A 22,565-nucleotide genomic window follows, 5' to 3' on the forward strand; every position below is an offset into this window, starting at 1 on the left:
TCGCCGTTCACGAAGCCGCTGCCGGAGTACCCGGTGTGGTTGGACTCGACGGCCCCTTGTGAGATCGTCGCGTTCTCGGCCTCGTACCGGGTGGGCGCGGCGCCGGCGGGGCCGGCGGGTACGGCCAGCATGCCCGCGACCAGCGCGAGGACGCACAACCGGGACTTCCACAGGTTCATCGGGTGGCTCCTGGGGGGTTAGCGGCTCTTCATCGTGTTCCCACAAGGAGTCACACGCGTCAACAGATAAACGATCTTGGAACGATCCAATTTTAGGAAAGTTTCCTAACTCTCGTGGCGAGGGGCGCCGCGATACATCCGATGTGCAAACGGATGTGGACAGATATTTGCCGGAGATGTATGGGTGAAGCAGGCATGAGATCGGACCTGTGCCCGCCGCCGTTCGACAGGAGGACAAGATCATGCCGCTCAGAAACCGACATCGTGCGGTCGCTCTCGTCGCGACAGGATTACTGCTCATCCCGCCCGTCCCCGCGGCCGTGGCCCTCACCGCCACCCTGTACGAGGCGGAGGACGCGACGATCTCACAAGGGACGGTCGACTCCGACCATGCCGGGTACACCGGGACCGGGTTCGTCAACTACGACAACGCCGTGGGCTCGTCCGTGGAGTTCCAGGTCAATGCCGTGGAGAGTGGGGCGCATGCCCTGGTCTTCCGCTTCGCCAACGGCACGACCACCGACCGGTCGATGACCATCACGGTCAACGGCGTCGCCGTGTCCCAGTCGTTTCCCGGCACCGGCGCCTGGACGACTTGGCGGACCGTGACCGTCCGGGCCTCGCTCGACGCCGGCACGAACACTGTACGGGCCGCCGCCGCCACCGCAGCGGGCGGGCCGAACCTCGACTCGCTGACAGTGGACGACGACGCCCCGACCATTGACTGGTCCCGCGCCGTGGTCGACTCGACCATGGCCAGGTACACGCCGGGCACGCTGGGCGGCTGGAGCTACACCCGCGGCCTGTACCTTTGGGCCCAATACCTGGTGTGGCGGCGCACCGGCGAACCTCGCTACCTGAGCTACATCAAGGACTGGGCCGACCGGTTCGTGGACGCCTCCGGCGGCATCTCCCAGAGCTTCAACAATCTGGACAGCATGCAGGCGGGCAACGTCCTGCTGGCCCTGTACCGGGAGACCGGCCAGGCCCGTTACCGGACCGCCGCCGCCAAGATCAGAACCAGGTTGAACACCTACCCGCGCACCTCCGACGGCGGCTGGTGGCACTCGACCTCCGACTCACGTCAGGGACAGCTCTGGGGCGACGGCGTGTACATGGTCGACCCGTTCCTGGCCAGATACGGATCCTGGGTCGAGGCCGACTCCTTCACCGGCGCGGAACCGGCCAGGCAGCTCGAGGTGTACTGGAGTCACCTGCGTCGAACGGACGGGACGGCGGCCGGACTGCTGTACCACGCCTACGACGAGCCCGGCGGCCTGACCGCGCCGTGGGTCAAACCGTCGATCGGCAACACGAACGGCGTCTCCTGGTGCCGGGCGATGGGCTGGTTCGGCATGGCCGTCGTCGACGTGCTGGACCTCGTCCCGGCCACCCATCCGCGCCGGGCGGCGCTCGTCGGCATCCTGCGCGACCTGGTCCCCGCCTACGCTCGCTGGCAGGATCCGGCGACCGGCCGCTGGTGGCAGGTGGTCACCGAGCCGTCGAACGCCGCCAACTGGACCGAGACGTCCTGCTCGGCGATGTACACGTACACGATCTCCAAGTCGGTCGAACGCGGGTACGTGGACGCCTCCTACCAGGTCAACGCCGACCGCGGATACCAGGGTGTGCTGGCCACGCTGTCGGTGGGCGGCGACGGCCGGACCAACATCGCGGACATCAGCGAGGGGACCAACGCGAGCGACTCCCTGAGCTATTACTTCGGCCGGGCCAGGCCGGTCAACGACTTCCACGGGCTGGGCGCGTTCCTCATCATGAACGAACAGGTGCGCCGCTGAGGACGCGTCGATCCGCAACGGATCGGCTCTGAGTAGCTTTCGAGCGCCTGTGCGGTGCCAAAACGCCGATGCTGTTGCTGAGCTGGGCATCTGCAAGGCGGTCAGGCTGCTCTGTGGTACTCGCTGATCAGTCCGGTGACAGTCCTTCGATGGTGGATTCGGGCGGTCATGTCGATCACTCGGCGAACGCGTTCGCCCGTGGCGAGCGCGGCGGAATCTTCAGGACGCGCACGTCCGCGCCGATGAGCACCTCGTCGAATGCTCTGCCGGACTTGCCGTCCCTGTCCCGGATCGGGAACCGGAACCTGTCGGCTCGCTCGCCCAGTCCCATCAGCAGATTGCGTGCCTGCTGCGCCGTCCAGGCGCCGGTTGGATTTGCCGTGGCACCGAGGATGTGCACGCGCCGTGTTTCGATCTCCATGACGAACAACACGTGCAGGCTCTCCCGAGCCAATCGGACGATCAGATCGCGGATCTCTTCAGTGATCGGGGGCCGGCCCTGTTTGGCGGGGTAGGTCCACTTCTTCTTGACCAGCCTGCGATGCCAGGCCAGCAACGTGCCGGGCGTTACGCTGCGATGCGGTCGAAGACGAGCGGGTAACAGTCTTGCCGGCGCGGCCAGCAGCGCCCGATCGGCCCAGTCCGGCCTGGGCTGGGGGACCTGGCGACGCAGCACCGCGATCTCATGCCACAACACCAAGATCTCCACCTCTTTGGAGGCGCTGCCCCGTGCGAGCGGCACCAGCCAGCCGAACACCCTGACCGCCAGCAGATACAGAAGGCGAAACAGCACGAGAGGCAAGCCTAGAAGACCAGGTCAGACCCGCTGCAATCAGTTCTGGCACCGGACAGGGGTGACCGCGCATCCGACTGGGGCGTGGACGGTGCAGCAGGCCCGCAACTTGGTCATGGATCTGGGGAGCGCATCGCCAGGCTACGATTCTTGATCCACGATCGGGCCCCGCTCTTCACCGTCGCCCTTCGGGACGTTTTCACAGCCAATGGCCTGCGATCCATCCGCCGAAGGCTCGTCGTCGCAGGCGTGATGAGCGAATACCACCACGCCGCTTAATCACAGCTCAGCCCACGAAAAATGCAGCAAAACTCCAGCTCACAGTACGAAACCGTATTTCCGAGCGGATGCCGTGCTGATGGTGCGGGTTCTTCCCGGACGAAAGCGTGCCGTCGGGTGCCTTGAGTTCCAAGGCACCAGCGCGCACAAAGTCACATACGGGACAGCGGTTCAGCCTTCCGCCGCGACCTGTTCGATCATGGGAGCTTGTACGGCGGCCAGCACGGCGGCGGCGAAGGGCAGGGAGTGATGCGTGGCTCCCCAGCCAATGCCGAACACCACGGAGGCGGGATCGTTGTTGGGATTGGAGAGGGCCTGGTGCCCACGGATGCGCAGCCGCAATGACCCGCGAGCGTCCTCCAGTGCATTCCACTCGACGCCCTCGATCTCGGTGATCGGGTAACGCCGGTCACCTGCCGTGTACTTGGCCGGGGAAGCTCCGGACGCGAACCAGGTGAAGGTGACAGCCTGCCCGTCGAAGGCGGCCTCACCGTCCCATGCCTTGAAACGACGCGGCACCGAAGGACCGGCGATCAGGAACCGCTCAGCCGGACCGCGCTGGGACAGGGCCGCGCGCACCTCGTTGGCATACTGGTCGGCCAGTGTCTTCGTGGCGGCGGGCAGCACCAGCCGGTACGGATCGAGCGACTCCTGGAGCTGCCCCGTTGCCGCGGACATGACCGGATCGGCTCCCTCCCGGGGAACCACCCGCAACACCACCCTGCCGCGTGCACCAGGCTCCAGCATGACATCGGCCAGCGCGTCGTACGGCACGAACCGCTCTCCGAGCTCCATGCTCAGTTTCGACGCCTTACCCGGCTCAGGCGTAATGCGCAGCCCACCGTCCTCGAACTCCCACGCGCAACCTCGCCCCTTCAGTACGTCACCCATGCAAGCAAGGATAGGTGCCCGAACACTGGCGGCTACGCAGACGGGCGACCACCGCGACGAGTCGGCCGGGTCTGCGCACGTCGCCGGCCGCCACGTTCGGCGACGACGACTACGGCGACTTCTGCCGGCGCACTCTGGAGGAGCAGGAAGCGGTCGACCTGTCCCGGTCGCGGCGCTTCGGGCAACGGCATTCGCCGGTGAGGGTCTCCATGGCGGTCGACCGTGACCGCAGCATGATGACGCACGGCCCCCCCTCCCATGTCGGCCGCCGAGATGATCGGTTCTGCGGCTGCCGAAAAACTCCATCCATGCAGTTCAAGCCGCATATGAGTGGTCTGTGAAGGCTGCAGCCGAGGCTGTCTGCCAAATTTTCGACCTGATGTGAGAGACGATGGCCTGTCGTGGTCGGCAGGATGGTCGCGGGCGTGCTCGGTGCGTGCTCGTGCGCCCCGTAACGTGCCGTCAGAACCCGGCATTGCCCGACATGCAAAGCGCGCTGAGGCGGCATGAACTGCCATCAAGCGGCACCGCGCGGCTTCTAATCCGACGGTCGCAGGTTCGAATCCTGCAGGGCGCGCAATGTGATGTCTCGGGACATCGGAAACCCTCGAACCTGCGGGTTCGGGGGTTTCGTCTTGTTCGGGTTTGCCTGGGGCTGGTAGTCGCGGGCGGGGTCGAGGATCAGCTCGCGTAGGAGTTCTCCGGTGACGGCGTTGGCGACGCGGATGTGCAGGTCGTCGATCAGGAGGATGACGTGGGTTCGGGCGTGGGTTCGTCCGATGCCGATGTGGTGCAGTCGGCCGTTGACGCGCAGGGTGACCACGCCGGAGGGGGCGATGCGGTCGTGGCGTACGCGTGCGTGGGTGTCGGCGTCGCGGCTGCCGTCGGGCAGGGCCTTGGGCGAGGCGGCGTAGGTCGCGGCCGGGGTGGCGCGGTGTGGCAGGGACCGGTGCGGGCGGTGGTGGTTGTAGGCGTGGGTGAAGCGGTCGAGTAGCGTTCGCAGGTCGGCGAGGGTGGCTGGTTGGCAGGGCTGGGCGTGTAGCCAGTTCTTCATGGTTTGCTGGAAGCGTTCGACCTTGCCGCAGGTGGTGGGGTGGTTGGGGGCGCTGTTTTTCTGGCGGACGTGCAGGCGGCGCAGGTCGTGTTCGAAGGCGTTGCGGCCGCCGCGTCCGCCGGCCAGCCGGGTGGTGAAGACCATGCCGTTCCGAATCGGGTGCCGACCTCCACCACGAAGAAGACGTACAACCGGCGCGGCGTGACGGTGTCCACCGTGAAGAAGTCATTGGCGGCGTGGGTGCGGAGGAAGTCACGCCGGCGGTCATCGGCACGTCGCGGCGCCGGACCCGGGCGCGCCGTTTCAGTACCCGGCGGATCGTCGTACTGCTCAGCTGATGGCCCGGATGCCGCAGTTCGCCTCGGATGCGCTCGTAAGCCCAGCGAGGATTCTCCCGCGCCGACTGCTGGATCAACGCCACGACCGCCGGATCGGTCGCTGGCCGTCCTGTTTTCCGGTGCGGGTAGGTCCAGTGACGTTCGATCAGGTGCTGGTGCCGGCGCAGCAGCGTCCCTGGTGTGACCAACCGGTGGGCACGCAGGACCGCCGGCAGTCGTCGGGCCAGCGCGGACAGCACTGCTCGGTCCGCCCATGACGGCCTTGGACGGTGGACCTGGCGGCGCAGCACGGTGACTTCGTGCCGCAGGACGAGGATCTCCATGTTCTTGGACGCGTCGCTACGGGCCAGCAGCGTCAGCCAACCCATTCTGCGGCAGAAGATCATGGAGAAGAGACGGGGCGTCACGAGCCTGGAGCATGCCTGACCCAGGCCACTGCTCCGACCAGGAAGCCGAGACAAACCCGCAGCTCACGACCGTGAATGGAGTACTGACACCCAGCGGCGAGGACGGCCCGTCCACCGCCTCCGGCAGGCAGGGACGGGCCGTTCCCTTCAGCGGGGGGACGACGGTCCGAACGGCCGGTCGCCACGCAGCGTGATGCGGTGCATGACCCGGCGGGCGGTGCCGTAGTCGCGGTTGGCGTAGTGGGCGGTGCTGCGGTTGTCCCACATGGCCACGTCGCCGAGGCGCCAGCGGTGGCGGATGATGTGCTCCGGCTTCGTCAGGTGGGTGTAGAGCAGGTCGAGGATGTGACGGCTCTCAGCCTCGGAGACGCCGACGACGTGCGAGGTGAAGCCGGGGTTGACGAAGAGGCCCTTGCGCCCGGTCTCGGGGTGGACGCGGACGACGGGGTGCTCCACCGGGTCCAGCCGGGTGACGACCTCGCCCTCCCAGACGCTGCCCTTGCCGCCGCGCCGCTGGGCCAGGTAGTAGCCGAACTCGCGGTTGCCGTCGTGCACCGCGGTGAGCTGGTCGGCCAGTTCCCGTACGGGTGCGGCCAGTGAGTCGTAGGCGAGCTGGCTGTCGGCCCAGCTCGTGTCCCCGCCGGTGGGCGGCAGCACCACGGCGCGCAGGATCGAGCCGAGCGGCGGGCGCGGCATGAAGGTGACGTCGGTGTGCCAGACGTCGGCGAAGCCGTTGTCGGTGCTGTCGAGCTCGTAGATCTCCGGGTGCGTCTCGTCCACGCCGCCGACGACGGGGTGGGAGGCGGTCAACTCGCCGAGGCGGCGGCCCAGGGCGACCTGGCCGTCCTCGTCGAGGCTCTGGCCGGAGAAGAACAGTGCCTTCCACTCGACGAGGGCGGCTCGTACCGCGGCCAGCTCCTCGTCGTCGGCGGTCGCCAGGTCGAGCCCTTCTATCCGGGCGCCGAAGTGCGGTCCGAGCGGGCGCAGGGTGAGCGTGGCGGCCAGGGGTGTGGACATGTGCGCTCCTGTTCTGTGGTGGTCATCCGGCGGCCTCGCGGACGGCGTGGCTGACGGTGGCACGCAGGGCCGTGTACTCGGGGAGGGCGCGGAGTTCGTCGGGCTCCAGGCCGGTGCGGGGCAGGGGGATGTCGAGGTCGAGGGCGATCTGGCCGGGCCTGCTGGTCAGCACGACGACGCGGCTGCCGAGGAAGACGGCCTCTTCGACGCTGTGGGTGACGAACACGGAGGTGCGGCCCGTCTGCTCGCTGACCCGGCGCAGGTCCTCCTGCAGCCGCTCGCGGGTGAGCGCGTCCAGGGCCGCGAACGGCTCGTCGAGCAGCAGCAGCGGATCGTCGCCCGCCAGCGCCCTGGCGATGGCCACGCGCTGCTGCTGACCGCCGGACAGCTGCCAGGTCCGGCGGCGGGCCACGTCGTGCAGGCCGACCCGTTCCAGGAGCTCTGGCACCCGGCGGGCGCGCTCCTCGCGGGGGACGCCCGCGTAGCGCAGGGCCAGCTCCACGTTGCCGCCCACGCTCTTCCAGGGGAACAGCCGGGGCTGCTGGAACACGATCCCGGCGCCGGTGCCGGGCACCGGCGCGGCTCCGGCGGTACGGACGACGCCGCCGCTGGGCCGCTCGAAGCCGGCGATCAGGCGCAGCAGCGTGCTTTTGCCGCAGCCGGACGCTCCGACGATCACGAGGAACGAGCCGCGGGGGACGTCGAGCGAGATCGGGCCGAGCGCGGTCACGATGTCCGTGCCCGTCCCGTACACGTGCACGACATCCTTCACGTGGACGGCGGTCTGCGTGCCGGCCTCAAGGGGTGAGGACATCGGGCAGCCCCTTGTTGTAGACGGCGTTCCGCACGGTCGCCAGGTCGGGTACGGCTTCGATCTTCTGCTGGTCCTTGAGGAACTGCGCGGCGCTGACGAGGTTCTCGGCCAGGGCGCCGGGCCGCTCGGGGGTACCGAGCCACTCGGGGGAGGCCAGGTCGGCGGGCTTGAGGAAGACGCCCTGGGTGAGCTGGTCCTCGGCGTCCTCCTTGGTGAGATTGAGCTCGGCGGCGACGGCGGCGGCGGCCTCGGCGCGGTTGTCGGCGATGAGCTGCAGGGCCCTCGCCTCGGCCTTGCGCCAGGCGTCCACCGCGTCTGGATGCGCCTTGAGGAACGCGGTGGACACCACCCCGAGGTCAAGCGTGGGCTTGCCGGCCGTGGCCAGTTCCCGGCTGGCGATCAGGACCTTGCCGTTCTTCTTCAGCTCCTTCAGGGTGGGCAGCCAGGTGTAGGCGGCGTCGATGTCGCCGCGCGTCCAGGAGGCAAGGATGTCCTGCGGTTCGAGGTCGACGATGGTCAGCTCCGACTCGCGCACGCCCGCCTGGCCGAGCGCGGCCAGCAGGCTGTAATGGGAGGTCGAGGCGAACGACGTGGCGACCTTCTTGCCGCGCAGGCCCTCGATCGCCGACACGCCGCTGTCGTTCCTGACGACCAGGGCCTCGTTGTCACCTGCCACGTCGAGCACGAACGCCACCTGGTACGGGATGTTCAGCGGGGCCGACAGCCCGCGGGCCACCGGGCTGGAGCCGATGGCGGCGATGTCCACGCTGCCGGCCACGAAGGCGGTGTTGATGCTGGCGCCCGAGTCGAACTTCGTCCACTGGATCTGGTAACCGGGCAGCGCCTCCTCCAGCCACCTCTTGTTCTTGACGATGAGGTCGCCGCTGGGGAAGGCCTGGTAGGCGAGGCGGATGCGGTTGGCCGCCGCGCCGCCACCGCCTCCCCGGGACGCGGTGCCATCACCGCAGGCGGCCAGGACCGCGATCAACACGAAAGACAGCAGGAATCTCAGACGCATGGCGGCTTCCTCACGAGGGACGTGCGGCGGGTCACGAGCGGCCCCGCCAGGGGATGAGCCGTTTCTCCGCGACCCGCAGCAGACCGTCGATGAGCAGGCCTGACAGTCCGATGGCCAGCAGCCCCAGCACCACGACGTCGGTCTGCAGGTAACGCTGGGCGTCCCGGACCATGCCGCCGATGCCGGGCACGCCGTTGACCGTCTCAGCGGCGACCACGGACGAGTACGCGATGCCGACGGCCAGGCGGACGCCGGTGAAGATCTCCGGCAGCGCGTTGGGCAGCACCACGTCCCGGATGACGTCCCGCCGCGAGGCGCCCAGTGCCCTGGCCGCCTCGACCAGGTGGGACGGCGCGCCGTGCACGGCGGTGGCGGTGGCCACCGCGACCGGTGGCAGCGCCGCGATCGCCAGCAGCCACAGCTTGGGCGTCTCGTCGATGCCGAACCAGATGATGAGCAGGCTGAAGTACGCCAGCGGCGGCAGCGCCCGCACGAAGGTGACCACCGGCTCGGCCACGACGCGGATCCACGGCACGGTGCCGAGCACGACGCCCACGACGAGCCCGCCGGCTACACCGATCGCGGATCCGATGAGGATGCGCCGCAGGCTGATGCCCAAGTGCTCGACGAGCAGGCTGCCGCTGTAACCGCGAATGCCGTCGTGCGTCGTGGACAACCGCAGGAACTGCTCCCACACGGCACCGGGAGAGGGGATGAAGGAGGGATTGGCCGCCGCGGCCGCGGCGAGCTGCCACAGGCCGAGGAGCGCGGCCCCGGCGAGCACGCGCACCATGGTCCTGCGGGTCGCCGGCCGCCATCGCCGGGTGACGGACGCCGGTCCGCCGTCGGGAACGGCGGTCGAGGGGGCGGCCGTCGAGGTGGGCGAGGTCACCGCCTCGGACGCCTGGTCGGGGGGCTCATGACCACGAAACTACGGCGACGCTCACCTAAAGTCAACATTTCCTACTAGCTATATCGGATATATGTAGCCGGGCGTCGGGGACATCCGGGTGCACCCGGACGGCTTGCGCGCTCAGAACCCGATCGGCTCACGCACGAGCACGACCGTGGCCCGCTCCGGCAGGGCCTCGCGCTTCACGATGAGGATCTGGCCGATGAACGATGACTGCCCGAACTCCCGGAGACGCCGGTGCTCGCGCGGCAGGCTGTAGGAGCGGACCCGCCGCAGCGCCCCGGCGAAATCACCAGCCGCGGGTTCCCCGCCGCTCCGGGTTCTGCTCGGCCTCACCGGCCCCGACACGAAAGGTCGAACCTGCGCAGGAACGCCTGCCAGAGGTTGTCCCCATGAGACGGACAGACGCCGGTGCGGGACGACCGCAGCCACAACGGTTTCGGGTCACGGTCGCCGGGGCAGGTGCCGCACCGTGAGCCGGATCAGCGTGCCTTCCAGCACGGGCGGGTCGCCGTGGTCCAGCCAGGCGGCCCGGCGGGTCAGGCGGCGATGCAACCGGTCCCACGGCAGGGCGTTCGCGGCGCCGTAGCGGGTCATACCGTGCGCAGGAAGTCGTCCAGCACGTCGAGGCCGCTGCGCAGGGACGCGATCGGCACGCGTTCGTCGACGCCGTGCATGCCGGCTGGTGTGCGGCCGTCGGGGTCCTCACCGAGCGGGGCGAAGCCGAAGCCCGCCAGCCCCAGTTCGGCGAACGGCTTGGCATCGGTGCCACCGCCCATGCAGAACGGGACGATCACGCCGTCCGGGTCGTGGCGCAGGACCGACGCGGCCATCGCGTCGTACCAGGCGTTGTCCCAGCCGGCCCCGATCGCGGGGCGGTAGGACAGGAATGACCGGGTGATGGACGGTCCCAGCAACTCGTCGATGATGGCGAGCTGTTCGTCCTCGGTGCCGGGCAGCGAGCGTACGTCGATCTCGGCGTGCGCCTCGCCTGGTACCACGTTGAACTTGTAGCCCGCGTCGAGCACGGTGACGTTCGTCGAGCAGCGCAGCGACGGCTCGACGTACTCGCGCAGCGGCCCGATCCGGTCGAGGACGGCCTCGACGCCCTCGTCGGAGGAGAGGTCGGCGTCGAGGCCGAGGGTCCGCACGGCGGTGTCGAGCAGCCGGCGCACCGGTGGCGTCAGCACCAGCGGCCACCGGTGCGCCGAGATCCGGGCCAGGCCGGTCACCAGGCGGGCGACGGGGTTGTCCGGGTTCGGGCGTGACCCGTGGCCCTCCGTACCGGTCGCGCGGACGCGCATGTGGAGGGAGCCGCGCTCGGCGACAGCGATCGGGTAGAACCGCCGTACCGTCCCGTCGGGCGCCCGTACCGGCACGGGCCGCCCACCCGACTCGCCGACGGCGGTGGTGACCCCGGCGAAGAGCTCGGGTCGGTTGCGTACCAGCCACTCGGCGCCGAGGGCGCCGTCCTCCTCCTCGTCCGCGACGAAGGCGAAGACCACGTCGCGTCGTGGTCCGGTCGCGTCGGCCGCCCACCGCAGCAGGGTGGCGAGCATCATCGCGACCGTATCCTTCATGTCGGTGGCGCCGCGGCCCCACACGTACCCGTCCGCCACCCGGCCCTCGAACGGCGCCACCGTCCACCGCTCCGGCTCGGCGGGGACGACGTCGAGATGCCCGTGGACGAGCAGGCCGGGCAGCAACCGGTCGGCGCCGGGGACCCGGAGAACGACGTTGGCCCGGGTCGGCGCGGACTCGATGATTTCGGGGTCGTATCCCGCCCCGCGCAGGAGACTGGCGACGTACTCGGCCGCGGCCAGTTCGCCCTTGCTGCCCGCCTTGCCGTAGTTGCTGGTGTCGATCGCGATGAGGTCGGAGCAGATCGTCACGACGTCCGGGTGGTCTTTCATCGTTCTCCTGTCTTGGCTGGGTAGGTGATCAGGTAGCCGTGCCGCCGGTCGAAGGCGGCGATCTCGGCGCCGTCGGCCAGGGCCCCGGCCAGCACGTCCCGTACGTGGGCACGCCAGGCCCGCGCGAGGAGGGGGTTCTCGACCCGGACCCGTTCGATGTCCTCGGGGACCGGGACGAAGGCGGGCCCGCCGGTCCACGGCACCACCCGCAGCGCGTCGTCGCGGACCATGATCAGCGGCCGATGGTCGCCCTCGGGCGGCCCGACGGCGGCGGGGGAGAGCAGGTCCCACTCGACGAACAGCCGGTCGCTGGCCTCGCCGCGGTTGAGCCCGTCGTGCATCGGGCCGTAGCAGTCGGGCAGGTAGTCCGTCGCCCGGGCGCCGAGCTTGACCAGGTTGAAGTACGCGTTGCGACGGACCAGGGGGTCGAACGTCCAGGTGATCGAGCCGATGCCGCGGCCCAGCGCCCAGTCGCGCTGGTGGCACTTGAGCAGGTAGCCGATCTGCTGGGCGCGGTACTTCGCCTCGACCCCGGTGATGTGGCTGTGCAGGGATCCGTTGTGCGGCGCGAGGAACCCGACCGCGGCGCCGGCCAGATGCTCCCCGACGAATGCGACGGCGACGTAGTTGCCGGTCATGCTGAAGGCGCGCAGCAACGCGACGGTGATCTGGCTGGAGTCGGGCGCGCCGTCCCAGACCCGGTTGAAGAGGGCGGCGATCGCCTCGAGGTCGGCGAGCCCGGCCGCCTCGCGGACTGACACTCCGTGCTCCGGCGTCATCGCCCGGCCTCGCCGAGAAGGTCGGCGAGCAGCCCGGTCAGCAGGGCGAGACGGTCGCCGAGCCGAGCCACGTCGACCCACTCGTGGCGGGCGTGCGCCCCGCCGCCCACCGCGCCCAGGCCGTCCAGGGTCGGCACCCCGGCAGCGGCCGTGAGGTTGCCGTCCGATCCGCCGCCGACCGCGACGCCGGCGAGCGGGCCGATGCCCAGCCGATCCGCCACGGCGCGGGCCCGCTCGAACAGCCCGGCCGTCATCGTGGCATCGAGCGGCGGACGGTCGATGCCACCCTCCATCTCGATGGTGACGTCACCGTTCGCCGGCGCCAGGCCGCGGATCGCGGTGTCGACCCGCCGCAGCTCCTCGGCGGTCCGGGCGCGAACGTCGATCGTCAGCGTGGCCCGGTCCGGCACCGTGTTGACGGCCGTACCGGCGGAAGCCATCGTCGGCGTCACGCTGGTCCCCGCCGCGTCGTCGGCCAGCGCGGCGACGGCGCCGACGGCGGCGCCCAGTGTGATCAGCGCGTTCGCGCCCAGGTGCGGTTCCAGGCCGGCGTGGGCCGCGCGTCCGGCGAAGGTCAGCTCGTAGTGGGCACGGCCCTTGCGCTCGGTCTTCAGGGCGCCGGAGTCGTCGCCGGCCTCCAGTACCAGGGCCGCAGCGCAGCCCCTGGCCTCATCCTCGATCAGCTCGCGGGAGGTCGGAGAGCCGAGCTCCTCGTCGCCGGTGACCAGCAGGGTGACCCCGGATGGGTCGTCGAGCGCGGCGATGGCGTGGAAGGCGAGGGCGAGGCCCACCTTCATGTCCAGGCACCCGGGCCCGCGGATCCGGTCGCCGGCCGTGCAGGGGATCGTGTCGATCGTGCCCAGCGGCCAGACGGTGTCGTGGTGGCCCAGCACGAGCACGCGAGGTGGTTCCTTTCCCCACCGCCAGCGCAGGTGGGTGCGGCCGGCGGTGACGATCGGCTCGGCGGGGCGGCCCAGGATCTCTTCGCCGACCCGCGCGACGCAGTCGGCGCTGCGGGCGACCGCGGCGAGGTCGGTGGAGGGTGACTCGCAGCGGATCATCCGGACCGACGCCGCGACGACGCCGGCGACCCGGGAGCGGGAGCTGACGGACGGTGCGTTCATGGGTTTTCCTCCGGCGCTTTGGACGGCGCCGTCAACGTTTCATCGGGTGCGGTGGCGACTCTTGTGGCCCGACATGAAAGGCGGTCCCGAGGTTGGGTGTTCGACACCGACGGCGGCCGGCGCCGCCGGTTAGCTTGCTCGAACGAGACGGGGCGCAGCGGGTGGCCCGCGTGTTCAGGAGGACCAGGTGACGGAACGGGTGGCGGACGTGGTCGTCGTGCCGGTCGGGACCGATGGGGCGGTGCCGGCCCCGGTGGCCGGCTTCCTCGCGGAGGCCGGCGTTGATGTTGACGTGCACGCGATCGGGGCTCGCCTCGGCCCGGCCGAGCCCGGCGACGTGGCCCGGGTCCCCATACTCGACGGCCCCGACCTCGTCTACGTGACCGTCGGTGATCCCCGGCCGGGTCTGGCGTTCGACCACGTGCGGGCGGCCGCGATGGCGGCGGCCCGGCACTGCGGATCCGCGCCGGCGGTGCTCGACGCGATCGGGTGCTGGGCGGCCGACCCGGATTGCGCGGTCGCCGCGGCGGAGGGCTGGACCCTCGGCACGTACCGATACCGCCCCGACTGGACCGTCGCCGACCTGCTCGCCCGGCTCGACCCCGGTCCGCGTCGGCACGGGGGACCGGAGCATGCCGTACGGGAAGGGGTCGCGCTCGGCGCGGCCGCCAACCTCGCTCGGGATCTGATCAACACGCCGCCCGGCCAACTCGTCCCGGCGCGGCTGGCGACCGTGTGCCAGGAACTCGGCGAGGCGCTCGGGTTCGAGGTACGCGTACACGACGCCGCGACGCTGGAGCGCGAGCAATTCGGCGGCATCGCCGGCGTGGGCCGGGGAAGTGTGCATCCGCCGTGCCTGATCGAGCTGCGACGCGGAGGCGACGGCCCGCACACGGCGCTCGTCGGCAAGGGCATCACCTTCGACGCGGGCGGCCTGTCGCTCAAGCCCACCCGGGGCATGCTCACCATGAAGGCGGACATGGCCGGCGCCGCCGCCGTTCTCGGCGCCTTCGTCGCGCTGGCCCGCCTGGGCTCCGACGCGCCGGTACGGGCCTATCTGCCGTGTGCCGAGAACATGCCGGGCCCGTACGCGGTCCGGATCGGGGACGTCCTGCGCCATCGCGGTGGCCGGACCGTCGAGGTGACCAACGCCGACTGCGAGGGACGGCTCGTGGTCGCGGACGCCATGGCGTACGCCGTGGAGGCCGGCCCTGCCGCGATCGTCGACCTGGCGACGCTGACCTCGGTCACCGGCCTCGGCCCCGACATGTGGGCCGGTTTCGGCACCGACGACGCCCTGCTGGCGCGGGTGCTGGCCGCCGGCGGCGCGGCCGGTGAGCCCGGGTGGGCGATGCCGATGTGGGAGCCCTACCGGGCCACCCTCGCCTCCGACGTGGCGGACACCCGGAACTTCGACCCGGACGCGCCCCAGCCGTACGGCGCCATCACCGCGGCGCTGTACCTGGAGCCGTTCGCGTCCGGCGTGCCGTGGGCGCACCTCGACCTCGGGCTCACGGTGATGCGCCCGGCCGCCGACGCCCGGTGGGCCGCAGGCGCCAACGGCCGCGGGGTGCGTCTGCTCACCCGCTACCTGACCGCCGGCGTGCCGGCACTGGAGGAGGACGCATGAGCGTCGTGGACGGTCCCTGGTTCGACGATCTCGCCGTCGGCGACACCTTCACCGCGCCGGCCGTCACGCTGGATGCCGGGCTCCATGCCCAGCACCGGGCGATCCTCGGCGACCGGCTCCGGCTCTGCCTCGACGAGACGCTCGCCGAGCGGGTCACCGGACGTCCCGGCCTCGCGTATCCCGGCGTGGTCTGGGACGTGGCCGTCGGCCAGTCGAGCGTCGTGACCCGCCAGGTGGTGGCGAATCTCTTCTACCGGGGACTGCGGCCGCGGGCGACGCCGTACCTCGGCGACACCCTCGTCACCTCGACCGAGGTCGTCGCTCTCCGCCGGGTCCGGTCCCGGCCCGACCGGCCCGAGCGCGGCAAGGCGGTGCTGAGCATCGTGACCCGGGACCAGACCGGACGTGTCATCCTCGCTTTCGACCGGTGCGCGCTGCTGCCCTGCCGCGACGGGTCCGGACCGGCCCCGGAGGCGGGCCCCCACGTCGACGGCCTTTTCACCGCACCGTCCGTGCCGGACGTGGCGACGGCCCCCGACTGGCTCGCGCAGTGGTCGCTCAAGCCGCTGGCGCCCTCGCCCGGCGGTCCGCCTGCGGCTGGCGACACCTTCGACTTGGCGGCCGGCGACGTCGTCTCGAGCGCGCCGGAACTGGCGCGGCTCACCGTCAACATCGCGGCGGTGCACCACGACGCGGAGGCCGCCGGCGGCCGTCGGCTCGTCTACGGCGGGCACACGATCGGGCTCGCGCTCAGCCAGACCTGCCGGATGGTCCCGGGGCTGGTGATCGTGACCGAGTGGTTCGCATGCGATCACGTCGCGCCCGTCTTCGAAGGCGACACGGTGCGCAGCCGCGTCACGGTGCGGGGCGTCACGCCCTACCGGGACGGCACCGCGATCGCCGTGCTCAACACCCAGACGTCGGTGGCCGGTCGCGGAGCCGTCCTCGACTGGACCTTCGCGGCGCTGGTCGCATGAGCACCGTACGAGGCCCGGCCTGGCTCTTCGTCCCGGGCGACCGCCCTGAGCGCTTCGCGAAGGCCGCGAGCGCCGCCGACCAGATCATCTGCGATCTGGAGGACGCCGTGGCGCTGACTGCCAAGCCGGCGGCCCGGGACCACGTCGCGGGCTGGCTCGCCGCCGGCGGATCCGCCTGGGTACGGGTGAACCCGGCAGGATCACCGTGGCACGCGGACGATCTGCGCGCGCTGGTCGGCTGTGCGGGCCTGCGGGGCGTGGTCGTGCCCAAGGCCGAGTCGGCGGCGGACCTGCAACGCGTGTGCGACCTGCTCCCGGTGCCGTCGGCGGCCCTCGTCGAGTCCGCCGTCGGCGTCGGGCGAGTCGCCGAGATGCTCGCCGTCGAGCGGGTGGAGCGGCTCATGCTGGGCACTGTCGACCTCGCCCTCGATCTCGGCTGCGAGCAGGAGTCCGACGTCGTCAGGCAGGTCCGGAGCCGGCTGGCTCTGGAGTCCCGCGCGGCTGGGAAGCCCGCGCCGGTGGACGGGGTGACCATGGCGCTGCGGGACTACGACGCCACGTTCGCCGACGCCGGGCGAGCGCGCCGCGAGGGCTACGCGGGCAAGCTCGCAGTCCATCCGGTCCAGGCCGGCGCGATCCGGGCCGCCTTCGCGCCATCGCCGGAGGAGGTGTCCTGGGCGCGCGAGGTGATCGCGGCGGCCGGGCAGGGTGCGGTCGCCGTCGGGGGCGTCATGGTCGACGCCCCGGTCGTCGAGCGCGCGCGCCGGATTGTGGCTGGCTCGGCCATCGATGAGAAAAGGGGAACTGGGGACTGAGATGGCGCACTTCGAGAGTAACGTCCTGTGGAATCCGGCGTGGTCGGCCCTCGACGGCTGGGCGGAACGCCCTCCGGACGCGATCGAGCACTTTCACCGATCGATCCCGGGATTCGCCGAGTCCGCGCTGGTGCCGGCGCCGGCGATCGCCGACCAGGTCGGCGTCGCGCACGTGCTCGTCAAGCACGAGGTCGAGCGCCTCGGCCTGCCGTCGTTCAAGGTCGTCGGTGCGAGCTGGGCCGTCAGCGTGGCGATCGCCGGTCACATCGGCCGCGTGCCCTTCCCGACGTTCGACGCGCTCGCCGAGGCGGCCGGCGCCCTGCGCGCCTCGATCGTCCTGTCGACCGCCACGGACGGCAACCACGGCCGCGCCGTCGCGTACCTGGCGCGCCGGCTGGGCCTGAACAGCCGGATCTTCGTGCCCGCGGACATGGCCGAGGCACGCGTCGATGCGATCCGCGGTGAGGGCGCCGAGGTCGAGGTGGTCGCCGGATCGTACGACGACGCCGTTCGCCGGTCGGCCGAGAGCGCGGAGCGGGACCGGTCCGACGGCCGGCACGAGCTGCTCGTCTCGGACACGTCGTGGCCCGGGTACACCCGGATCCCCGAGGCCGTGGCCGCCGGTTACTCGACGATCTTCGCCGAGACCCGGCGCCAGCTCGCCGCGGCGCTCGGCTCGGACGCGTCGATTGACTTGGCGCTCGTCCCGGTGGGTGTGGGCGCGTTCGCCTCGGCCGCGGTCCGCAGCCTCGCGAGCGGGTCGTGCAGCGTCGTCACCGCCGAGCCGGCTGCGGCCGACTGCCTGTGGCAGTCCCTGGCGGCCCGGGAACGGGTGACGGTGCCGGGACCGCACGAGTCCACGATGGCGGGGCTCAACTGCGGCGAGGTGTCGCTGGTGGCATGGCCGGCGCTGCAGCGGGGCGTCCGTGCCGCCACCCGGGTCTCCGACCTCGAGGTGGCCGCGGCCGTCCGCGACCTCGCCGCGCTCGGCGTCGCGACCAGCGAGAGCGGCGCGGCCGGTCTGGCCGGTCTCCGGCGGCTGCGGCTCGACTCGCGGGCGGGTTCGCTGCTGCGGCCCAGATCCACGCTCGTCCTCTTCGACACCGAAGGGGTCACCGATCCGGCCGGATACGAGGCGGTCCTGGCCGGATCGTCGACGGCGCGGGGTCGTACCGAAGAAGGGGCGGGTCATGTCACGGGTCGATGAGCTCATCGCGTACCTCTCCGAAGCCGTTCCCCGCGAAGCGAGGTCGCGGGGGATTCCGGGGGTCGCCGTAGGGTTGTGTGATGCCGACGGCGTCCTGTGGGCCGAGGGATTCGGCAGCGGCATCGGCGTCCGCACCATGTTCAGCGTCCAGTCGACGTCGAAGCTGGTCACCGCGACCGGCGTGCTGCTGGCCGTGCAGGAGGGCCTGGTCGACCTCGACCAGCCGATCCTGCGCCACCTGCCGGACTTCACCGTACACAGCGACTTCGAGGAGCGGCCCGAACGCCGGATCACCCTGCGCCACCTGCTGACCCACACCGCCGGCTTCACCCACGAGGCGCCGGTCGGGTCCAACTACGAGGTCGGCGACGCCACGTTCGAGGAGCACCTCGCCAGCATCTCCGAGACCTGGCTGCGGTTCCCCGTCGGCCACCACCACGAGTACTCCAACCTCGGGATCGACCTCGCCGGCCAGGTGGTGGCCACTGCGGCGGGGGAGACCTTCGCCGAGTTCATGCGCGGGCGGCTGTTCGAGCCGCTCGGTCTCACCCGGTCGACGTTCGACTTCGGCGCCTTCGACGGCGAGGAGGACCGGACGCTCGGGCACTCCCGTACGTTCGCCCGCGCGGGTCGCGACGTGCCCCGGCGAGTGCCGATGGTGCCGTCGGGCGGTCTCTACACCAGCGTGGCGGATGTACTGCGCTACCTGCGATTCCAGTTGCGCGAGGGCGACGGCGTCCTACGGCCCGAGTTGGCCCGGCAACACCTGGACTTCCCGAGGCTGACCGAGGAGCAGACCCAGGGGTACGGGCTGGGGCTCTACGTCGACCGCTGGGCGCCCGGGGTCCGGGTGCTGCACCACGGCGGGGCCGGCTTCGGCTTCCTCTGCCAGGTGTTCTGGCTGCCGGACCTCGGCATCGGCGGTGCGGTGCTCACCAACTCCGTGGACCACGACCTGCAGAACGAGCTGGCGGCCGACATCGTCCGGCGGCTCGCGGACGGCCACGGCTCGCAGGCCACCCCACCCCCGGCGGCGGTTTCGCCTTACCCGCAGGACGCGGCCGGCCGGTACGTCGGGCGCCTTGGCGACATCCGGGACATCGTCGCCCGCGACGGCGAACTTCACGGCGTCGACGGCCGGTCCGTGTTCCTGCGCGACGCGGCCGGGCACGTCCGTTACCAGCTCGACGCCGTCACCGGCGATGTGCGGTACCGGACCGCCGTGCCCGAGCTCGGCCCGTCGACGCTCGAACCCGGCCTGGCCGGCGACTACGAATCCCGGGTCGGGGAGGTGCCGATGGCGCCGTACCGCCTGCGGCAGGACGGGGACCACGCCGTGATCGACCTGCCCAGTGGAGGCTCCCTCGACGACCCGATCACCCTGCAGCTCACCGCCGCCGGCCCGGGACGCTACCTGTCCGCGACCGGCGAGGTGCTGACGGTCGGCGACGCCGGCCCGGCGTACGCCAACATCCCCCTGACCCGGACCGAGGACTGAGGTGACCCTGATGGGTAAGGTATCCGCGCTGGAAGGCATCGAGATGCGGCGGCTCCGGCTGCCCCTGGTGTCGCCGTTCCGCACCTCCTTCGGCACCCAGACGACCAAAGACGTGCTGATCCTCCGCGCCGTCACCGCCGACGCCGAGGGCTGGGGCGAGTGTGTCGCCGCCCAGCACCCGCTGTACGCCTCGGAGTACGTCGGCGCGGCGATGATCACGCTGCGCGACTTCCTCGTGCCCGCGCTGCGCGACCTGCCCGCCATCGACGTCAACCTCGTCAGCGCCGCGCTGGATCGCTTCCGCGGGCACCGGATGAGCAAGGCGGCGCTCGAGATGGCGGTCTGGGACGCCGAGCTACGGGGTCTGGGGATGCCGCTGAGCCGCGCGCTCGGCGCCGTCCACACGTCGGTGCCGGCGGGCGTCTCGGTCGGCATCATGGACACCCTCGACGAGCTGGTCACCGCGGTCGGCGCCTACCTGGCCGACGGATACCGGCGGATCAAACTCAAGATCGAGCCAGGCTGGGACGTCGCGGCGGTGCGCGCGATCCGGGACGCGTTCGGCGACATCCCGTTGCAGGTCGACGCGAACGCGGCGTACACGCTCGCCGACGTCGACCAACTCCGGAAACTGGACGATTTCGGCCTGCTGCTCATCGAGCAGCCGATGGCCGAGGAGAACGTGCTGGGCCACGCCGAGCTGGCCCGCCACCTGCGAACCCCCATCTGCCTGGACGAGTCGATCACCTCCGCCCGGGCCGCGGCCGACGCGATCAGACTGGGCGCGTGCCGTGTCGTCAACATCAAGGCCGGCCGGGTGGGCGGCTACCTCGAGGCCCGGCGCGTGCACGACCTCTGCCAAGCCCACGACGTCCCGGTCTGGTGCGGCGGCATGGTCGAGACCGGCCTGGGCCGCGCCGCGAACGCCGCCCTGGCCGCCCTGCCCGGCATGCGGCTACCAGGTGACATCTCCGCCTCATCGCGCTTCTACCACCAGGACATCACCCCACCCCTCGAACTCAGCGACGGCTACATGTCAGTCCCGGAAGGCCCGGGCCTGGGCGTCACCCCCGACCCCGAAGCCCTCGCCGCAGCAACAGTTCACACCGAGTGGCTGCCTCTATAGGAGGCCGCTGAAGAATCGGCGTCTCGTCTGTAGTGATTCATACCGAGTCTGGGTGCGGGGTGTGGAGCGTGATATTCGGCGGCCTCATAGACAGCGGCGACCGCTACCGCCCATCCCGCAGTGACCCCCGAAGCCCCGTGAAGATGGTGCTGCCGCACCAGATCGAGCAGGTCGATAGTGCCGTGGAACAAGATCGGGCAAATCGGCCGTGGCTAGAATCACGGTTGTGGAGCGCCCGGAACAGCCGGAAGCATCCGTCGTGGCAGACGGACCGTCGATCACGCTGGCCCGGATCCTGGAGGACGCCGGCCACACCCTGCTCCGCCCGGCGTTCGACGGCCAGGACCTCGGCCGGATCGTCGACGGCCTGGTGATCTTCGACCCGGCCGACCAGGTCGCCTGGTCGCGGCGTCCCCTGGTTCTTGCCGTCGGGGTCCAGGCTGGTGAGCAGCTCACCGCCCTCAGCGAGCGGGTGGCACGCCAGGGCGGCGCGCTCATCGTCCACGAGAGCGTCGTCGCCTCGCTGACCGGCCCGCGGACCGTCGTGCCGGTGCTCGCGCTTGGCAACGAGAACTCCTGGATCCAGCTCGCCGCGACCCTCGCGCCGCTGGTGAACGGCTCGTCCGGCCCCGCGCTCGCGGCGCCGCTCGGTGGCGTCCCGACCGGCGACCTGTTCGCCCTGGCGAACGCCATCGCCGAGATCCTCGACGCGCCGGTCACGGTCGAGGACCGGGACTCCCGGGTGCTCGCCTTCTCGATCCGGCAGGAGGAGGCGGACCCGTCGCGCATCGGCGCGATCCTCAACCGCCAGGTCACGCCCTGGGCCACGCAGGATCTCACCGAGCGCGGCATCTTCCGCCAGTTGTACCGCACCCAGGAGCCGCTCTTCGTCGATCCGCCCGAGAGCGGGTACGGCGGTTTCACGATGCCCCGCGTCGTGCTGGGCATCCGGGCCGACGACGAGATCCTGGGCTCAGTGTGGGCCGCGGTCCCCGGTCCGCTCTCGGACGAGCGGATGCAGGCCTTCCGCGAGCTGCAGGGCACGGTCGCCGTGCACCTGCTGAGCCACCGCGCGAACGCCAACGTGGAGCGCCGAATGCGTTCGGACCTCACCGCCCAGGTCCTGGCCGGCGGCCCGGAGGCGGAGGAGGTCGCGGCCCGGCTGGGCCTGCCCCACCGCCCGATGCTGGTGCTCGCGGTCGCGCTCCCGGACGGCGAGGACGAGCCCGCACGCCTGCGCGGCGACCGCGCGGCCGAGCTGCTGCGCATCGGTGACGCGTTCGACATGCACCTCGGCACCGTCCAGCCGGGCGCCTCCGCCGCGCTGGTAGGCGACATCGTGTACGGGATCGTTCCGCTGCCCCCTGCCGCCGACCCGCACTCGGACCGCGGTCAGCGGATGGCGAAGGACTTCCTCGCCCGGGTAGGGCGGCGGTCCGCCGCGGTGATCGGGGTCAGCGCCGTCGCGCCCGACGCCTACGCCCTCCCGCGGGCCCGGGAGGAGGCCGACCGCGCGCTGCGGCTGGCCCGCAGCGCGCAGCAGGGCGACCGCGTCTGCTCGACGGTCGAGCACGCGTACGAGTTGCTCATGATGGAGATGGCCGACCTGGTGTCGGCGCGGGGGATGGGCCTCAGCGGGCCGCTCGCCCGCCTCGTCGAGCAGGACGAGCGCCACGGGTACCTGGTGCCGACACTGCGCGCGTGGCTGGACCACTTCGGCGACAACATCGCCGCGTCGGCGTCGCTGCACGTCCACCCCAACACGTTCCGCTACCGCCTGAAGCGGGTCGCGGAGGTCTCCGGGATGAGCCTGGACAACCACGACGAGCGGCTGTCGCTGATGCTCCAGTTCCGGCTCTTCATGCGCTCCTGACCGGCAGCCTCGTCGCGCGGCGCTACCCGGCGCCCGCAATTTCGTGCCGCGACACCAGCGCCGCCGCCCCCGGACTTGTGACGATCAGCGGTGTCCGGCATCCAGGCAACCGACGAGAGGC

Annotated in this window: 21 protein-coding genes; 9 read left to right on the forward strand and 12 right to left on the reverse strand. The window is 71.1% G+C overall.

From position 1 onward, the window contains the following. Positions 1–421 precede the first annotated feature (421 nt). Positions 422–1,978: a glycoside hydrolase family 88 protein gene (locus ABZ815_RS20680; RefSeq protein WP_357700100.1), complete on the forward strand. Its 1,557-nt coding sequence runs from the start codon at positions 422–424 to the stop codon at positions 1,976–1,978. A gap of 175 nt (positions 1,979–2,153) precedes the next feature. On the opposite strand, the gene ABZ815_RS20685 is transcribed toward ABZ815_RS20680, so the two are convergent. Both ABZ815_RS20685 and ABZ815_RS20690 read right to left on the reverse strand, forming a co-directional pair. Continuing rightward, positions 2,154–2,771, reverse strand: coding sequence for a hypothetical protein (locus ABZ815_RS20685; RefSeq protein ID WP_357700102.1), 618 nt, complete (start codon positions 2,769–2,771; stop codon positions 2,154–2,156). Positions 2,772–3,221: 450 nt separating this feature from the next. Then, positions 3,222–3,941: a DUF4429 domain-containing protein gene (locus ABZ815_RS20690; protein ID WP_357700104.1), complete on the reverse strand. Its 720-nt coding sequence runs from the start codon at positions 3,939–3,941 to the stop codon at positions 3,222–3,224. Between the two features lie 14 nt (positions 3,942–3,955). Here ABZ815_RS20690 and ABZ815_RS20695 point away from each other — a divergent pair, with 14 nt between their 5' ends. Further along, a complete protein-coding gene (locus ABZ815_RS20695) occupies positions 3,956–4,282 on the forward strand; it encodes a hypothetical protein (protein ID WP_357700106.1) in 327 nt (108 codons plus the stop codon). A gap of 197 nt (positions 4,283–4,479) precedes the next feature. On the opposite strand, the gene ABZ815_RS20700 is transcribed toward ABZ815_RS20695, so the two are convergent. The 10 genes from ABZ815_RS20700 to ABZ815_RS20745 form a co-directional block, all read right to left on the reverse strand. Continuing rightward, the gene (locus tag ABZ815_RS20700; RefSeq protein WP_357700108.1) at positions 4,480–5,139 is read right to left on the reverse strand and encodes an integrase core domain-containing protein; all 660 of its coding nucleotides are present in this window, start codon (positions 5,137–5,139) and stop codon (positions 4,480–4,482) included. A gap of 748 nt (positions 5,140–5,887) precedes the next feature. Continuing rightward, positions 5,888–6,757: a TauD/TfdA family dioxygenase gene (locus ABZ815_RS20705; RefSeq protein WP_357700110.1), complete on the reverse strand. Its 870-nt coding sequence runs from the start codon at positions 6,755–6,757 to the stop codon at positions 5,888–5,890. Positions 6,758–6,779: 22 nt separating this feature from the next. Continuing rightward, positions 6,780–7,571, reverse strand: a complete 792-nt coding sequence (locus tag ABZ815_RS20710) for an ABC transporter ATP-binding protein (protein ID WP_357700112.1) — start codon at positions 7,569–7,571, stop codon at positions 6,780–6,782. Beyond that, positions 7,555–8,589, reverse strand: a complete 1,035-nt coding sequence (locus ABZ815_RS20715) for an ABC transporter substrate-binding protein (RefSeq protein WP_357700114.1) — start codon at positions 8,587–8,589, stop codon at positions 7,555–7,557. Before ABZ815_RS20715 ends, ABZ815_RS20710 begins: the two co-directional genes overlap by 17 nt. Before the next feature lie 31 nt (positions 8,590–8,620). Further along, entirely contained in the window at positions 8,621–9,481 is an 861-nt protein-coding gene (locus tag ABZ815_RS20720; RefSeq protein WP_357700116.1) for an ABC transporter permease, read from the reverse strand. A 141-nt stretch (positions 9,482–9,622) separates the two neighbouring features. After that, positions 9,623–9,838, reverse strand: coding sequence for a hypothetical protein (locus ABZ815_RS20725; protein ID WP_357700118.1), 216 nt, complete (start codon positions 9,836–9,838; stop codon positions 9,623–9,625). Positions 9,839–9,946: 108 nt separating this feature from the next. Next, positions 9,947–10,099 carry a hypothetical protein gene (locus ABZ815_RS20730; RefSeq protein ID WP_357700119.1) on the reverse strand — a complete coding sequence of 51 codons (153 nt, stop codon included), beginning with the start codon at positions 10,097–10,099 and terminating at the stop codon, positions 9,947–9,949. After that, entirely contained in the window at positions 10,096–11,415 is a 1,320-nt protein-coding gene (locus ABZ815_RS20735) for a M20/M25/M40 family metallo-hydrolase (protein ID WP_357700121.1), read from the reverse strand. The genes ABZ815_RS20730 and ABZ815_RS20735 overlap by 4 nt, the downstream gene beginning before the upstream one ends. Further along, positions 11,412–12,176: a GNAT family N-acetyltransferase gene (locus ABZ815_RS20740; RefSeq protein ID WP_357700123.1), complete on the reverse strand. Its 765-nt coding sequence runs from the start codon at positions 12,174–12,176 to the stop codon at positions 11,412–11,414. The genes ABZ815_RS20735 and ABZ815_RS20740 overlap by 4 nt, the downstream gene beginning before the upstream one ends. 14 nt (positions 12,177–12,190) lie before the next feature. Further along, the gene (locus tag ABZ815_RS20745; protein WP_357700125.1) at positions 12,191–13,318 is read right to left on the reverse strand and encodes a M20/M25/M40 family metallo-hydrolase; all 1,128 of its coding nucleotides are present in this window, start codon (positions 13,316–13,318) and stop codon (positions 12,191–12,193) included. A 187-nt stretch (positions 13,319–13,505) separates the two neighbouring features. Between ABZ815_RS20745 and ABZ815_RS20750 the strand changes: the two genes are divergently transcribed. The 7 genes from ABZ815_RS20750 (at position 13,506) to ABZ815_RS20780 (ending at position 22,444) form a co-directional block, all read left to right on the forward strand. Then, positions 13,506–14,948 (forward strand): leucyl aminopeptidase family protein, encoded by a 1,443-nt coding sequence (locus ABZ815_RS20750; protein ID WP_357700127.1) that lies wholly within the window; start codon positions 13,506–13,508, stop codon positions 14,946–14,948. Continuing rightward, positions 14,945–15,925, forward strand: coding sequence for a MaoC family dehydratase (locus ABZ815_RS20755; protein WP_357700129.1), 981 nt, complete (start codon positions 14,945–14,947; stop codon positions 15,923–15,925). The genes ABZ815_RS20750 and ABZ815_RS20755 overlap by 4 nt, the downstream gene beginning before the upstream one ends. Continuing rightward, a complete protein-coding gene (locus ABZ815_RS20760) occupies positions 15,922–16,740 on the forward strand; it encodes a CoA ester lyase (protein WP_357700131.1) in 819 nt (272 codons plus the stop codon). The genes ABZ815_RS20755 and ABZ815_RS20760 overlap by 4 nt, the downstream gene beginning before the upstream one ends. Position 16,741: 1 nt before the next feature. Then, complete coding sequence (locus tag ABZ815_RS20765; RefSeq protein ID WP_357700133.1) at positions 16,742–17,947, forward strand: pyridoxal-phosphate dependent enzyme; 1,206 nt, start codon at positions 16,742–16,744, stop codon at positions 17,945–17,947. Next, positions 17,931–19,445 carry a serine hydrolase domain-containing protein gene (locus ABZ815_RS20770; protein ID WP_357700135.1) on the forward strand — a complete coding sequence of 505 codons (1,515 nt, stop codon included), beginning with the start codon at positions 17,931–17,933 and terminating at the stop codon, positions 19,443–19,445. The genes ABZ815_RS20765 and ABZ815_RS20770 overlap by 17 nt, the downstream gene beginning before the upstream one ends. Before the next feature lie 10 nt (positions 19,446–19,455). Next, positions 19,456–20,571, forward strand: coding sequence for an o-succinylbenzoate synthase (gene menC / locus ABZ815_RS20775; RefSeq protein ID WP_357700137.1), 1,116 nt, complete (start codon positions 19,456–19,458; stop codon positions 20,569–20,571). A gap of 259 nt (positions 20,572–20,830) precedes the next feature. After that, positions 20,831–22,444 carry a helix-turn-helix domain-containing protein gene (locus ABZ815_RS20780; protein ID WP_357700139.1) on the forward strand — a complete coding sequence of 538 codons (1,614 nt, stop codon included), beginning with the start codon at positions 20,831–20,833 and terminating at the stop codon, positions 22,442–22,444. The last annotated feature ends 121 nt before the right edge of the window (positions 22,445–22,565 follow it).

The organism is Nonomuraea sp. NPDC047529, assembly GCF_040642995.1.
Classification (GTDB): Bacteria; Actinomycetota; Actinomycetes; order Streptosporangiales; family Streptosporangiaceae; genus Nonomuraea.

Excerpts from the sequence above, each read along its gene's own strand:
- ABZ815_RS20680 (WP_357700100.1), top strand. The coding sequence starts at position 422 with ATGCCGCTCAGAAACCGACATCGTGCGGTCGCTCTCGTCGCGACAGGA.
- ABZ815_RS20690 (WP_357700104.1), bottom strand. The coding sequence starts at position 3,941 with ATGGGTGACGTACTGAAGGGGCGAGGTTGCGCGTGGGAGTTCGAGGAC.
- ABZ815_RS20700 (WP_357700108.1), bottom strand. The coding sequence starts at position 5,139 with ATGGTCTTCACCACCCGGCTGGCCGGCGGACGCGGCGGCCGCAACGCC.
- ABZ815_RS20705 (WP_357700110.1), bottom strand. The coding sequence starts at position 6,757 with ATGTCCACACCCCTGGCCGCCACGCTCACCCTGCGCCCGCTCGGACCG.
- ABZ815_RS20710 (WP_357700112.1), bottom strand. The coding sequence starts at position 7,571 with ATGTCCTCACCCCTTGAGGCCGGCACGCAGACCGCCGTCCACGTGAAG.
- ABZ815_RS20715 (WP_357700114.1), bottom strand. The coding sequence starts at position 8,589 with ATGCGTCTGAGATTCCTGCTGTCTTTCGTGTTGATCGCGGTCCTGGCC.
- ABZ815_RS20730 (WP_357700119.1), bottom strand. The coding sequence starts at position 10,099 with ATGACCCGCTACGGCGCCGCGAACGCCCTGCCGTGGGACCGGTTGCAT.
- ABZ815_RS20735 (WP_357700121.1), bottom strand. The coding sequence starts at position 11,415 with ATGAAAGACCACCCGGACGTCGTGACGATCTGCTCCGACCTCATCGCG.
- ABZ815_RS20745 (WP_357700125.1), bottom strand. The coding sequence starts at position 13,318 with ATGAACGCACCGTCCGTCAGCTCCCGCTCCCGGGTCGCCGGCGTCGTC.
- ABZ815_RS20755 (WP_357700129.1), top strand. The coding sequence starts at position 14,945 with ATGAGCGTCGTGGACGGTCCCTGGTTCGACGATCTCGCCGTCGGCGAC.
- ABZ815_RS20760 (WP_357700131.1), top strand. The coding sequence starts at position 15,922 with ATGAGCACCGTACGAGGCCCGGCCTGGCTCTTCGTCCCGGGCGACCGC.
- ABZ815_RS20765 (WP_357700133.1), top strand. The coding sequence starts at position 16,742 with ATGGCGCACTTCGAGAGTAACGTCCTGTGGAATCCGGCGTGGTCGGCC.
- ABZ815_RS20770 (WP_357700135.1), top strand. The coding sequence starts at position 17,931 with ATGTCACGGGTCGATGAGCTCATCGCGTACCTCTCCGAAGCCGTTCCC.
- menC (WP_357700137.1), top strand. The coding sequence starts at position 19,456 with ATGGGTAAGGTATCCGCGCTGGAAGGCATCGAGATGCGGCGGCTCCGG.